This window comes from Arthrobacter sp. GmRoot5-12 (assembly GCF_059739365.1).
In genome coordinates this window covers 3,406,611-3,419,365 of record NZ_AP046056.1, presented here as the reverse complement: position 1 = coordinate 3,419,365, position 12,755 = coordinate 3,406,611, and the positions used below count along the sequence as shown (strand labels likewise).

Sequence of the window (12,755 nt, the reverse complement as noted above, 5' to 3'; positions counted from 1 at the left end):
GGTGTTCCGCATCCTTTTCCATGCCCCAGAAATCCCCGGCAATACCGGCAACGCCATCCGCCTTGCCGCAATCACCGGCGCAGAGCTGCACCTTGTGGAACCCCTGGGGTTCGACTTCTCTGACGCAAAACTCCGCCGGGCGGGCCTCGACTACCACGACCTCGCCGTCGTCACTGTGCACAAGTCGATTGAAGCCGCCTGGGAGCACCTTCAGCCCGGGAACGTTTACGCCTTCACCTCTGACGGCACCACCAGCTACACGGACATCACCTACCGTCCCGGTGATGTACTGATGTTCGGCCGGGAATCCGTGGGACTGCCGGCGGAACTGAAGACCGATCCCCATGTAACGGCCACCGTGCGCCTGCCCATGCTGCCGGCCCTGCGTTCCCTGAACCTCGCAAACGCCGCCTCGATTGCCGTATATGAGGCCTGGCGCCAGCAAGGTTTTGCGGGGGCCAGGCTGTAGCAGTCCTCCGGACCGGCGTCCCCTCCCAGGAGCCATGCAAATTCTTCAGCCCCCGTCCCATCCGCCCCGCCTCCGGCCTCGAATGACTCTTGACGACATTCGAGCGGAGCAAGGAGCGGCAGGTGACACTACTGGAGTCAGGATCGAGGCAGGCAAGCCGCAACCGGCACGGCAGTGCTCAGGATTCGCCGCCCGGAGACTTATGCTTGGACTTAATGGAAACTCCCAACGCGCCAAATTCCGAGGGCTCCGCCGCGGTGACTGACCCGCCGGCAGACCTCAGCCAACGCCTGTCAATCCTGCTCGCGGGCATCGCCCGCGGAGACCAGGCGGCGTTCGCCGAGTTCTACCAGTTGACGTCCCGCAGGGTCTTCGGCATGGCACGGCGCGTCCTGATCGATCCCGAACTCAGCGAGGACACCACCCAGGAAGTCTTCCTGCAGGTCTGGCAGAACGCGGCGAAGTTCGATCCGCAGGCAGGGAGCCCGCTTTCCTGGCTGATGACCATCTCGCACCGGCGGGCCGTGGACAAGGTGCGCTCGTCGCAGTCTTCCACCGACAGGGAAGCCAGGTACGGGGCCAGCACGCAGGACATCGACCACGACAGTGTTTCCGACGAAGTGGGCAGCCGGCTTGAGGCTGAGGCGGTGGTCCGCTGCCTGGGGACGCTGACCGAAACACAGCAGGAATCCGTGCGCCTTGCCTACTACGGCGGCCTCACCTACCGGGAGGTCGCCGAACGGCTGAACGCAGCCGTGCCCACCATCAAGTCGCGCATCCGCGATGGACTGATCCGATTGAAGACCTGTTTGGGGGTGAGTTGAGATGAGCGGTATGGACGAAGGGCGCAGTGGACGTTCGGGTTCCTTCGGCGACGCTGTCGCCATGGACCTTGCGTCAGGCCGCGCCGTTGACCTGGCCGAGCTCTACGCCCTGGATGCGGTCACGGAGCAGGAACGCGACACCATTGACCAGTACATCTCCTCGGCCCCGGCAGCGGAGCGCCTGGCCTTCCTGGACCGCGTCCGGCAGTCCCGCGAGGCGCTGGCGCGCACTTTCCGGGTGGAGGAAGAACCCCCGTCGGACCTCTTCGAGCGGATCATTGCGCAGCTTCCTGCCCAATTCCCCGGGCAGGAGGGGCTGCCCGGTGGAGCCGTACCGGCCGCAGGCACCCCGCCAACCCCATTTGAAGGCAAGCCTGCAGGGCCGGAAGCTCGCGATGAGCTGGCGCAGGCCCGCAAGCGCCGGGAGGACCGGCGCGGCGCTTCCGGCGCCCGGCGCTGGCTGGTCGGCGTGGCAGCTGCAGCAGCCATTGCCCTGGGCGGCGTGGGCGTTGGCGCCTACATTGCCGACCAAAACGATCCGGTCAACCAGGTGGCCAGGGCCGGGGACCTGCGCGAAGCTTCCGTGAACGTGGTGGGCGGCGGCAAGGCCACCCTCCTGATTTCAGCGTCGGAGGACGCGGCCGTAGTGAAGATGAGCGGCGTGCCCGCTCCCCCGGCGGGCAAGGTCTACCAGATGTGGCTGATCCCCAAGGACGGCTCCGCACCGGTGTCGCAGGGCCTCATGGACGAACAGGCCCTGTCCAAGCCTGCGGTGGTCCAGGGCATCCACTCGGCCGCTTCACTGGGAATCACAGTTGAGCCGGCGGGCGGGTCCAAGGCCCCCACCCTGCCCACGGTGGCGGCAGCCCCGCTGGGAGCCTGACCCGGCCCCGGCATCAGCCGTCAAACAGTAAAGCGCCCCCGGTTCCTTCCTGAGGAAGGAACCGGGGGCGCTTTCCAACTCAAAAGCCTGCGATGGTCCCGGGCCCGTTGATTGCCACCACGTGGAAGGCTTCCGCGCTGTGCCCCTCCGGCAGCCCGGCCCGTGCGGCATTGAGCCGCATACCCTGCCGGACGGCGGCTTCCATGGCAGCCACGTCAGGATGCTGGCTGACGTGGACATGGATGGCGGCCAGCTTGGCGTCCACCTGGGCGGTGACGTCCACGAAGTGGTTCTCCCGTTCCTCGGGTCCGGCGTAAAGCCACAGCCACGGCAGCTTGTAGGCTGCCAGGCCGGCTTCGGCCAGTTCCGGGTAGGCGAACGGGTTCTCGAGCGCGGGATACACGGCACGTGTTACCGCTTCCCCCACGGCGAGGTGGTCGGGATGGCTCTTTTGGATCCGCTGCCAGTTCCGTTCCGGATGCATGGCGAGGACGACGTCGGGACGGAGTTCCCGGATCAGCCGCACCACCCCTTTCATCACCTCGTGCGACGGCTCGAGGTACCCGTCCCGCTGGTGAAGGTAGTGGATGTCGGTGACGCCCACCAGTTCCGCGGCACGGCGCTGCTCGGCGTCGCGCATGGCGATGATGTCCGCGCGGTGCGCCGGGTCGAAGCCGCCGGCGTCGCCGTCGGTCATGATGCAGTAGCTGACCTCCACGCCGGCCGCCGTCCAGGCGGCAACGGTGCCGGCTGCGCCAAAATCGATGTCGTCAGGGTGGGCCGCAAAACAGAGCACCCGCCCAACCCGGTGTATGTCCGGGTTGAACGGGCTCCCTGCCTGCCCGTGGGAGGCAGTCAACGATTCAGCCTTTTCGCTTCTTGATCTCGGCGGTGGCCTGCGGGAGGACTTCGAACACATCGCCGATGATGCCGAAATCCGCAATCTCGAAGACCGGGGACTCGGCATCCTTGTTCACGGCAACGATGACCTTGGACGTCTGCATTCCGGCTTTTTGCTGGATGGCGCCGGAGATGCCTGCGGAGATGTACAGCTGCGGGGAAACTGTCTTGCCGGTCTGCCCCACCTGGGCATCGTGGCTGATCCAGCCCGCGTCGGTGGCGGCACGGGAGGCGCCCACGGCGGCACCGAGGGCATCGGCCAGCTCTTCCACCGGGCCGAAGTCGCCGTCCATGCCGCGTCCGCCGGCAACCACGATCCGTGCGTCCGTGAGGTCGGGCCGGCCGCTGGCCACCTTCTGCTCACGGGCCGTGATCCGGGCGGCTGCAGCCACCGCGGGGACCTCAACCGTCGCGGTTTCGGGCGTTGTGGGTGCAGGGGCAGGTTCCGGGGTGACGTTGTTGGCCTTCAGGGTCAGCACGGAAACCGGGGTGGTGGCTTTGCAGTCCGTGTTGTACGAGCCGGCCAGGACGGACTTGTGGGCAGTGCCGTCCGGGTCCACGGCCACCACGTCAGTAATGACCCCGGCGTTCAACCGGATAGCCGCCCGCGCCGCGATCTCCTTGCCTTCGGGCGAGTTGTCCAGCAGCACGATGCCGGCGCCGCTGGCTTCAGCCGCGGCGGCCACGTAGGCGGCCTTGGGTGCCACCAGGAAGTCATCCAGGTCCTGGGCAGACGGGCGCAGGATGCTTTCCACGCCGTATTCGGCGAAGGTGGCTGCGGCGCCGTCGGAAAGGTCTCCGTTGAGCGCCACGGCGCCCCCGCCCAGGGAACGGGCCAGGGTCAGCAGCTCAAGGCTGCTCTTCTTGAGCGATTCGCCGGGGTTGTCGATGAATACGAGTACTTTTGCCATGTCGATGTCCCTCTTAGAGCAGCTTCTGGGCGGCCAGGAAGTCAACCAGCTTGATGCCGGCGTCGCCCTCGTCGGTGATGATGGTCCCTGCAGTCCGGGGCGGCCGCTGTTCCGCGCTGGCCACGCTGGTCCAGGAACCGGCGAAGCCGACCTGGGCGGGGTCCACACCGATGTCGGCCAGGGACAGTGTGGTGATGCTCTTGCGCTTGGCTGCGATGATTCCCTTGAAGTTGGGGTACCGGGGCTCGTTGATCTGGTCCGTCACGGATACGACGGCGGGCAGCGGCGCCTCTACGGTCTCCGAGGAGGTGTCGGCGTCGCGGCGGGCCGTCAGCCGGCCGCCGTCGACCTCCAGCGTGGAGGCAAAGGTCACCTGGGGCAGCCCGAGCCGCTCCGCCAGCTGCGCCGGGACAAGCGAGGTTTCACCGTCGGTGGAGGCCATGCCGGTGATGACCAGGTCCACGTCGCCCAGGTGGCGGACGGCCGCTGCGAGCGCAAGCGACGTGGCCGCGGCGTCCGAGCCGGCCAGGGCGTCGTCCGTCAGGTGAACGCCCTCGGTGGCGCCCATCTGCAGCGACTTCTTGACGGCGTTGACGGCTCCGGAGGGTCCCATGCTCAGGGCGATGACCTGGTTGCCCGCTTTGCTCCCGCCCCTCGCCTCGGCCAGCTGCAGCGCTGCCTCGAGGGCGTACTCGTCAAGCTCGGACAGAATGCTTTCGTCGCGGTCCACCGTGTTGCCCTCACCGTTGAGATGACGGTCGAACTGGGCGTCCGGTACATGTTTGACCAGGACTACGATCTTCAATGTCTCTTCCACTGTGTTTACAGCAGCCTTCCATGCTTGTGGACAGCCAGCCGGGTGGGTCATGGCCGCGGAATGCCCGGCAGGCGGGTAGCTCCTAGCTAACCATATCGGCGCGCCCCTGCGCCCTCTTCCGTTAACGCCTGTGTCAGGCCCTCACCGTGGCTCAGCATGACGACGGCGGCGCCCCCTTGGGTGGGAACGCCGCCGTCGTCATTGCTGCACGATGTTGCTGCCTGGCCTCAGCTGGCTGCGGCACCCAGCGTGACGTCGAATGTCTGTTCCTTGCCGCTGCGCTGGACCGTGATCTTCACGGTGGAGCCCGCCGGCTGTTCGCGGACGGCCGCGGTCAGCTGGTTCGGTTCGCCGATGGTGAGGTCGTTGAACTTGGTGATGACGTCACCGACCTTGATACCGGCTTTTCCTGCGGCAGAGTTGGGGTCAACGGTTGCCACGTCGGCCCCCACCGAGAATTCGGAGGAGGCACCCGACGTCTTGGCCTTGACGCTGACACCCAGCTGGCCGTGCGAGGCCTTGCCGGTGTCGATGATTTCCTGGGCGACGCGCTTGGCGTTGTTGATCGGGATGCTGAACCCCACGCCGATGTTGCCGCTCTGGGAAGTGGACGTCCCGGAGCCAGCGGAAGCAATGGCGACGTTGACGCCGATGATCTCGCCCTTGCTGTTCACCAGGGCGCCGCCGGAGTTGCCAGGGTTGATGGCAGCATCAGTCTGGATGACGTTGATGGCGATGGATCCCTCGCCCGCGCTTTGCTGGCTCTGGCCGCCGCCCGGAGGGGCGAACTGGAAGCCCTGGTCGCCGCCCTGGCTGTTGTCGCCGCCCTTCGGGGCTGCGGACGATGCAACGCTGATGGTCCGGTTGAGCGTGGACACGATGCCGTCCGTGACCGTTCCGGTCAGCCCCAGCGGGGAACCGATGGCGATGGCCGTATCACCCACGTTCAGCTTGGAGGAATCACCGAGGGTGGCAGGGGTCAGGCTTGACGTGTCGTCCACCTTGATGACGGCGAGGTCGGACAGGGGGTCGGTGCCCACCAGCTTTGCCGGCAGGACCTTTCCGTCACTGGTCCGGATTTCGAGGGTGGCATTGGCGGTCTGGCCATCGAGGGTCACCACGTGGGTGTTGGTCAGGATGTGGCCTTGGTCGTCAAGGACGATGCCCGAACCCGTGCCCCCTGAGCTGCCGCTGGTGGCACTGATGGTGACGACGCTGGGCGAGGCCTTCACGGCAGCCGCGGTAATGGCGTTGACGTCGTCCTTGTTGTTGACGATGACCGTACCGGGCTGGCTGTTGCTGCCGACGGTTGAAGTGCTGGACCCGGTGTTCCCAAACAGTTCGCCGGCACCCACCGTAGCCACGCCGCCTCCCACAAGGCCTGCTGCGAGGATGCTGGCCACGAGGGTACCGACGCCAAAGGTTGCCTTCCGGCGCGGCGCGTCCTTGGGATTGGGGGTGTAGCCGGCGCTGCCGTTCGGCGTGCCGGGGCCCCCGCCGTGAACGGGCTGGCCATCGTGGTGCTGCTGCTGGCCGTAGTATCCGGACTGGCCGTAAAACGGCTGGCGCTGCGGATACACCGGACGTGGAGCTCCGGGCAACTCCTGGGTGTGGTCGCGCTGCTCCGCACCGCTGTAGCCGCCGGGCTCCTGGTCCGCGGTCCCGTTCCCATACTGAGTGGCCACCTGCCGGTCACCGGGCTGCTGCGCGTCCTGCTGCTGGCCCTGCCGCTGCCACGGGTTCCGGTTGCCCGCGTGGCTGTCCTCCGGGACCGGTCCTGGGGTTTGATTCTCAGTCATGGGACTTCCTTTCATCCTCGTCTGCCATTAACTATGGACCGTCCCGCTGGAACAAGCTCGGATGTTTGCTGAGAGCTTCCTGAACGTTCCGGTCATGTCCTTCTGGAGGGCGGGGCGTTTCGCTGGGGGCATATTCGCCGTCATGGACTGGCTGTGGGGTGCACCATAGAATCAAAGATGAATTGCCACAGCGACCTGCGGCTTCACACCAAGCGTGGGGGCGCTGTTGGATTCGACGACTGATTCGTCCCGAATCGGTGTCAGGCGTGCTGAAGGGTTGCACATGCGGTCAAAGTTCAAACGTTTCCTCGCCGTGATCGGCCTTGCCGGGCTGCTGGCGGTACCCGCCGGCGCCGCCTGGGCCGAAAACCCGGTCACCATCCCCTCCGGCACCAACATTGTTGATGACGCGAACGTCCTGGGCAGCCGGAAGGGCGAGGTCCAGGACGCCATCCAGAAGCTGCTGAAGGACCACAAGTACAACCTGTACGTGGTCACGGTTAAGTCGTTCGAGAACCCCACTGATCCCGCAGCCTGGAGCAATGCGGTGGCGCAGGCCAAGGGAATGGGCAAAGCAGACGCCATTCTTGCCATCGCCACCGAGCAGGGCAAGTACTACTTCTCGCCCAATTCCGCCAGTTCCATTTACTCCAAGCGCAGCAACATCACCCAGAACGCTGTCGCCGCCAACCTCGGGGCGGGCAAGCGCGACTTCGCGCAGGCTGCCATAGATACCGCCTCAGCCATCGGCGATGCTGCCGGCGGCGGCAGCGGCAATGTGCCATCCGGTGACGGGGCCGGCGCGGGCATCCTGGTGGGTGCCGGCGTGGTGGTGGCCGGCGGCGGCGCGTACCTGTATTACCGGAACCGGCGAAAGAAGGCCGCCGGCAAGGACGCGTCCAGTGGAAGCTACGGCCCCCAGGGCGCAGAACTGGACCCGCTGGCGTCACTGAGCGTGGAGGAACTCCGCCGGAAGAGCGGATCCCTGCTCATCGAAGCGGATGACGCCATCAAGTCCAGCGAGCAGGAACTCGGCTTTGCCCAGGCACAGTACGGTGATGCCGCCGTCGGAAACTTCACCAAAGCTTTGGCGGAAGCGAAGGCCCACATGACGGAGTCCTTCAAGCTTCAGCAGCAGCTGGACGACCACATTCCGGACACCGAGGAGCAGCAGCGGACCTGGCTGGGCGAGATCATCCGGCGCTCGGAAGCCGCCCTGGCCTCCCTGCAGGAGCAGAAGGCCGACTTTGACTCCCTGCGTGAGCTGGAGAAGAACGCACCGCAGGCCCTTGCGGCGGTCAACAACGGAGCCCGCGAAGCGGACGCCAAGATCGCCAGCGCGGAGCAGTCCCTTGCCGCCATGCGGTCAAAGTACGCCGACAGTGCGCTGACCCAGGTCTCGGACAACATCGTGCAGGCCAAGGAACGGCTGGCGTTCGTCCAGAACGCCTCCGAAACCGCGCAGCAGAAGCTCGGCGAGGGCGAGAGCAGCCTGGCGGCAGTGGCCGTTCGCGCAGCCGAAGAAAGCCTGCACCAGACCAACGTCCTGCTGGATGCCATCGCCAAGGTCGCCGCCAATCTCGACCAGGCCCGCAACGGCCTCGAAGCGGCGGTGGTGGATACGTCCCAGGACCTGGCCCAGGCAAAGGCCATGATCCAGTCCGGCACCCACGCCGAACTGGCCGGTCCAGTGGCAGCGGTGGAGGCCGCCCTTGCCCAGGTGAAGACCGAAATCCAGGGCGGAAAGATTGACCCCATCGCCACCCTGCAGAGGGTGGAAACCGCGCACCAGTCCCTGGACCAGGCCCTGACCGGGATCCGGGACCAGCAGGAGCAGGCCCGCCGCGCACAGGCGTCGCTGCAGCAGACCATCATGTCCGCCCAGGCCCAGATCAGTGCCACCTCCGATTACATCACCGCGCGCCGCGGCGGGGTGGGCACCGAGGCACGCACCAGGCTTGCGGAGTCGCAGCGGAACCTCGACTACGCACTCTCCATTGCCCGCACCGACCCCGTCACCGCGCTTACCTACGCGCAGCAGGCCCACGCCCTGGCAGCACAGGCCGCACAGCTGGCCCAGGCCGACGTCGAGCATTTTGACGGCTATGCCAACCAGGGCTTCGGCCGTGGCGGCATGTTCGGCGGCGGAGGCGGCGGCGGACTGGGCGGCGCCATCCTGGGCGGCATCCTGATCAACTCAATCCTCAACGGTGGCCACGGCGGCTGGGGCGGCGGCGGCGGCTGGGGTGATGGCGGTGGAGGCGGCGGCTTCGGCGGGGACGGCGGCTTTGGCGGCGGTGATTTCGGCGGCGGAGACTCCGGCAGTTTCTAAACACTTCCGTCGGAACACGCTGGAGAACCCGGCGGGCGGACAGAAGCACGACACCACTGTTCACGGACGTCAGTGGTCAACACAGAGCAGGACGAAAGGCAAACACCATGGTTAAGCAGTCCATTTTCGGCCGGATCGCGCAGCTGGCAAAGGCCAATATCAACTCCTTGCTGGACAACGCCGAGGATCCGCAGCGGATGCTGGACCAGATGGTCCGCGACTACACCAACAACATCGCCGAAGCCGAGTCCGCCGTGGCGCAAACCATCGGCAACCTCCGCATGCTGGAAGACGACTACAACGAAGACGTCAAGAACGCCCGCGACTGGGGGAACAAGGCACTGGCCGCCTCCCGCAAGGCTGACGAGTTCCGCGCCGCCGGCGACGTCGCCGACGCCGAGAAGTTCGACAACCTGGCAAAGGTCGCCCTGCAGCGGCAGATGGCGGCCGAGAACGAAGCCAAGGGCGCAGAGCCGAGCATCGCCTCCCAGCGCGAGGTGGTGGACAAGCTGAAGACCGGCCTGGACCAGATGAAGAACAAGCTCAACCAGCTGACCAGCAAGCGCAACGAACTGGTGGCCAGGTCCAAGACGGCAGAGGCGCAGTCCCAGGTGCACGACGCCATCAAGAGCATCGACATCATGGACCCCACCAGCGAAGTGGGACGCTTCGAAGAAAAGATCCGCCGCGAAGAGGCCAGGGTCCGCGGCCAGGAGGAACTGGCAGCGTCCAGCCTGGATGCCCAGTTCAACCAGCTGGAGGACCTTGGCGAGCAGACGGAGATCGAGGCCCGGCTGGCCGCTTTGAAGGCCGGCGGCGCCAAACCTGCCCTCGGCGCCGCCAACGCCGCGGAGTCCGAGGCAACCGTGGAGGAAGCGGACTTCGACAAGCTCTAAGGCCAGCCAGCACCACACAGTCGAAACCAGGCGGTGGCCGGGACCCCGTGGTCCCGGCCACCGCCATGTCCGCAGTGTGTAGCGTGGTGCCATGACCTCCTCTGAAGAGACCGCCCTGGTCTGGCTGCGCGATGACCTTCGCCTGGATGACAACCCCGCCCTCAACTCCGCCGCCGCGCTGGGCCTGCCGGTGACAGTGGTGTACGTCCTGGATGAAGAATCTGCGGGCATCCGGCCGCTGGGCGGTGCAACCCGGTGGTGGCTGCACCACTCACTGGCACGATTGGCTTCCTCCCTCGAGGCCCGCGGCTCGCGGCTGCTCCTTCGCCGGGGGCCGGCCGGGCGGGTGATTAAGGAAGTGGCTGTGCACGCCGGGGCAACGCACTTGTTCTGGAACCGGCGGTACGGTCAACCCGAGCGCAGCATCGACGCCGCGGTCAAGGAGTGGGCCGGGGAGAACGGCCTGGAGGCGTCAAGCTTCCAGGCAAACCTCCTGTTCGAGCCCTGGACGGTCAAGACCGGCTCCGGCGGCCCCTACAAGGTGTTCACTCCTTTCTGGCGGGCATGCCTTGCCGGCCAGGAGGTCCGGGACCCCCAGGAGCCTCCGGCCCGGATCCCGGGACCCCCTCAAGGCGGCCGTCTCCAGGCCGGCGACGACCTCGACAGCTGGCGGCTGCTCCCCTCCTCCCCCGACTGGAGCGGCGGCCTCTCCGCCACCTGGACTCCCGGCGAGGAAGGCGCGCGCCACCGGCTGGCGGACTTCCTGGACGGCCCTGCCGAGGAATATGGAACCGGACGGAACCTGCCCGGCATCGAGGGAACCAGCCGTCTGTCACCCCACCTGCGTTTCGGCGAAGTCAGCCCGTTCCGGGTGTGGCGTGAGATCCGCCAACGTTTCCCGCATAAGGTGCCGGCCGACGTCGGAATTTTCCGCTCGGAGCTTGGCTGGCGGGAATTCTGCTGGCAGCTGCTGTACAACAACCCGGACCTGGCCACCCGCAACTACCGGGCCGAATTCGACCGGTTCGCCTGGCAGCAGCCGGGCAGGAGTGAGCTCGCGGCCTGGCAGCAGGGACGCACGGGTTACCCCCTGGTGGACGCCGGGATGCGGCAGCTCTGGCAGACCGGCTGGATGCACAACCGGGTGCGGATGGCCGCGGCCTCGTTCCTAGTGAAGAATCTGCTGGCCGACTGGCGGATTGGAGAGCAATGGTTCTGGGACACGCTGGTGGACGCCGACGCCGCCAGCAATCCGGCCAACTGGCAGTGGGTGGCCGGTTCCGGCGCGGACGCGTCGCCGTACTACCGGATCTTCAATCCCGTCACCCAAAGCAGGAAATTCGACGCCGGCGGCCGGTACCTGCGCGAGTTCGTTCCGGAGCTCGCTGACCTGGACAACAAGTCCATCCACGAGCCCTGGAAGACCGGGGTCCCGGACTACCCGGAACCCCTTGTGGAGCTTCCTCAGTCCCGGGAACGGGCGCTGGCTGCCTACCAGCAGCTCAAGGACGGCTGAGCCGCCCCGGCTGTGGGGTGCCGGGTGGCCTTAGCGGCTGACCTTGCCCATGAGGGAGGCGATGGGCCGCAGGAAGACCGGGCGGGCCAGGAACCACGCGGCCGCCATGACGGCCACGGAGGCCAGGAACACCCAGAAGCCGAACCAGCCGTCGTCGTCCCGGACCCCGTACATGTGGTTCAGGTTCCGCAGTGCACCCGTGGTGAGCACCAGGAAGACGTGGACCACGATGAAGGCCACGAAGTAGATCATCACCGGGAAGTGCACGGCGCGGGCCCATTCGATCGGGTAGGCCTTGTCCAGGCCGGCAGCCTTCTTTGGCCAGGCGGAGGACATCCGCAGGCCCGTGATGAACGCCAGCGGAGCGGCGAGGAAGACCGTCACGAAGTAAGCCAGGAGCTGCAGCGCGTTGTAGTTGATCCAGCCGTCTTCCGTGGGCCAGTCCAGCGAGGCGTATTGCAGCGCGGCCGACAGGGCGTTGGGGATGACGTCCCAGCTGGTGGGGACGATGCGCATCCATTGCCCGGTGGCGAACAGCAGCACGGCAAAGACGAGCCCGTTCAGGATCCACAGGGCGTCCAGCGTCAGGTGGAACCACAGTTCAAGGCTGATCTTGGTGGGCGCGTTCCTGGTGCGGATCAGGCCCTTGTTGTTCCGGGTCCAGTGCCCGCTGGGCCGTGTGGTGGTCCGCACCTGCCATCCGGTGCGGATGATCAGGAGCAGGAAGAAGGCGTTGAGGAAGTGCTGCCAGGCGAGCCACGCGGGGAATCCCACCGGGGCGCCGGCCGGCAGTGCCGACTGGCCCGGGTAGTCGGTGACAAAGGACGCGACGGCGGGCAGTCCCACGACCAGCCTGGCCGCCAGAACCACCAGGACCAGCGCCACGAGGACAGCAGGAACCGCCCAGTAGAGCCGGGACCGCTTACCCGTCGCGGCGCCGGGTTTCTTCGTGGGTGTGGCCATCGAACAACATACCTCTCAAGAATGACTGGGGCAGCCCGCAGATCGCGGGACCCTTCGAAAGAGAATACTAGGAACTGTGCGCATCCAAGGAAAAGAAAGACCCCGGCCGGCGTAACTCCCGGTCGGGGCCTTCATAAGTTGCGGGGACAGGATTTGAACCTGTGACCTCTGGGTTATGAGCCCAGCGAGCTACCGAACTGCTCCACCCCGCGTCGCTTGATCAACACTACCCTACTTTCACGGCCGGCCTGACCACACATCCACCAGGCCCCCTTGGGGTTCGACGACGGTCCCGGCGGCCCCAGCGGAGAAAGCAAAAGACCCGGACATTGTTTCCAATGTCCGGGCCTTTCCTCAGTTGCGGGGACAGGATTTGAACCTGTGACCTCTGGGTTATGAGCCCAGCGAGCTACCGAACTGCTCCACCCCGCGTCGCAAGAACTAC

The 12,755-nt window shown here is 66.4% G+C and carries 11 protein-coding genes and 2 tRNA genes; 6 read left to right on the top strand and 7 right to left on the bottom strand.

What is annotated here, in order from left to right; genetic code table 11:
- The first annotated feature begins 1 nt into the window (after position 1).
- The 3 genes from AC6JAM_RS15820 to AC6JAM_RS15810 all read left to right on the top strand — a co-directional run bounded on the left by AC6JAM_RS15820 (position 2) and on the right by AC6JAM_RS15810 (position 2,176).
- Entirely contained in the window at positions 2-469 is a 468-nt protein-coding gene (locus tag AC6JAM_RS15820) for a tRNA (cytidine(34)-2'-O)-methyltransferase (protein ID WP_134163788.1), read from the top strand.
- 215 nt (positions 470-684) lie between these two features.
- Positions 685-1,293, top strand: coding sequence for a sigma-70 family RNA polymerase sigma factor (locus AC6JAM_RS15815; protein ID WP_018768535.1), 609 nt, complete (start codon positions 685-687; stop codon positions 1,291-1,293).
- A 10-nt stretch (positions 1,294-1,303) separates the two neighbouring features.
- Positions 1,304-2,176 (top strand): anti-sigma factor, encoded by an 873-nt coding sequence (locus tag AC6JAM_RS15810; protein WP_018768536.1) that lies wholly within the window; start codon positions 1,304-1,306, stop codon positions 2,174-2,176.
- Between the two features lie 79 nt (positions 2,177-2,255).
- Here AC6JAM_RS15810 and AC6JAM_RS15805 read toward each other — a convergent pair whose 3' ends face one another.
- The 4 genes from AC6JAM_RS15805 to AC6JAM_RS15790 all read right to left on the bottom strand — a co-directional run bounded on the left by AC6JAM_RS15805 (position 2,256) and on the right by AC6JAM_RS15790 (position 6,603).
- Entirely contained in the window at positions 2,256-3,035 is a 780-nt protein-coding gene (locus AC6JAM_RS15805) for a PIG-L deacetylase family protein (RefSeq protein WP_056388127.1), read from the bottom strand.
- Between the two features lie 4 nt (positions 3,036-3,039).
- Positions 3,040-3,987, bottom strand: a complete 948-nt coding sequence (locus tag AC6JAM_RS15800) for an electron transfer flavoprotein subunit alpha/FixB family protein (RefSeq protein WP_018768538.1) — start codon at positions 3,985-3,987, stop codon at positions 3,040-3,042.
- Between the two features lie 13 nt (positions 3,988-4,000).
- Positions 4,001-4,792, bottom strand: coding sequence for an electron transfer flavoprotein subunit beta/FixA family protein (locus AC6JAM_RS15795; protein ID WP_018768539.1), 792 nt, complete (start codon positions 4,790-4,792; stop codon positions 4,001-4,003).
- 239 nt (positions 4,793-5,031) lie between these two features.
- Complete coding sequence (locus tag AC6JAM_RS15790; protein ID WP_497935228.1) at positions 5,032-6,603, bottom strand: S1C family serine protease; 1,572 nt, start codon at positions 6,601-6,603, stop codon at positions 5,032-5,034.
- A gap of 283 nt (positions 6,604-6,886) precedes the next feature.
- Between AC6JAM_RS15790 and AC6JAM_RS15785 the strand changes: the two genes are divergently transcribed.
- The 3 genes from AC6JAM_RS15785 to AC6JAM_RS15775 all read left to right on the top strand — a co-directional run bounded on the left by AC6JAM_RS15785 (position 6,887) and on the right by AC6JAM_RS15775 (position 11,347).
- A complete protein-coding gene (locus tag AC6JAM_RS15785) occupies positions 6,887-8,935 on the top strand; it encodes a TPM domain-containing protein (protein ID WP_497935227.1) in 2,049 nt (682 codons plus the stop codon).
- 107 nt (positions 8,936-9,042) lie between these two features.
- On the top strand, positions 9,043-9,831 hold the full coding sequence (locus AC6JAM_RS15780; RefSeq protein ID WP_018768543.1) for a PspA/IM30 family protein: 789 nt from the start codon (positions 9,043-9,045) through the stop codon (positions 9,829-9,831).
- 91 nt (positions 9,832-9,922) lie between these two features.
- On the top strand, positions 9,923-11,347 hold the full coding sequence (locus AC6JAM_RS15775) for a cryptochrome/photolyase family protein (protein ID WP_268003327.1): 1,425 nt from the start codon (positions 9,923-9,925) through the stop codon (positions 11,345-11,347).
- Positions 11,348-11,377: 30 nt separating this feature from the next.
- On the opposite strand, the gene AC6JAM_RS15770 is transcribed toward AC6JAM_RS15775, so the two are convergent.
- The 3 genes from AC6JAM_RS15770 to AC6JAM_RS15760 form a co-directional block, all read right to left on the bottom strand.
- Positions 11,378-12,310, bottom strand: a complete 933-nt coding sequence (locus AC6JAM_RS15770; protein ID WP_497935226.1) for a cytochrome b/b6 domain-containing protein — start codon at positions 12,308-12,310, stop codon at positions 11,378-11,380.
- A 138-nt stretch (positions 12,311-12,448) separates the two neighbouring features.
- Positions 12,449-12,522 (bottom strand) — tRNA-Met (locus tag AC6JAM_RS15765).
- Positions 12,523-12,668: 146 nt separating this feature from the next.
- Positions 12,669-12,742: transfer RNA gene (locus AC6JAM_RS15760), tRNA-Met, on the bottom strand.
- Positions 12,743-12,755 lie beyond the last annotated feature (13 nt).

Excerpts from the sequence above, each read along its gene's own strand:
- AC6JAM_RS15815 (WP_018768535.1), top strand. The coding sequence starts at position 685 with ATGGAAACTCCCAACGCGCCAAATTCCGAGGGCTCCGCCGCGGTGACT.
- AC6JAM_RS15810 (WP_018768536.1), top strand. The coding sequence starts at position 1,304 with ATGGACGAAGGGCGCAGTGGACGTTCGGGTTCCTTCGGCGACGCTGTC.
- AC6JAM_RS15800 (WP_018768538.1), bottom strand. The coding sequence starts at position 3,987 with ATGGCAAAAGTACTCGTATTCATCGACAACCCCGGCGAATCGCTCAAG.
- AC6JAM_RS15790 (WP_497935228.1), bottom strand. The coding sequence starts at position 6,603 with ATGACTGAGAATCAAACCCCAGGACCGGTCCCGGAGGACAGCCACGCG.
- AC6JAM_RS15785 (WP_497935227.1), top strand. The coding sequence starts at position 6,887 with ATGCGGTCAAAGTTCAAACGTTTCCTCGCCGTGATCGGCCTTGCCGGG.
- AC6JAM_RS15780 (WP_018768543.1), top strand. The coding sequence starts at position 9,043 with ATGGTTAAGCAGTCCATTTTCGGCCGGATCGCGCAGCTGGCAAAGGCC.
- AC6JAM_RS15775 (WP_268003327.1), top strand. The coding sequence starts at position 9,923 with ATGACCTCCTCTGAAGAGACCGCCCTGGTCTGGCTGCGCGATGACCTT.
- AC6JAM_RS15770 (WP_497935226.1), bottom strand. The coding sequence starts at position 12,310 with ATGGCCACACCCACGAAGAAACCCGGCGCCGCGACGGGTAAGCGGTCC.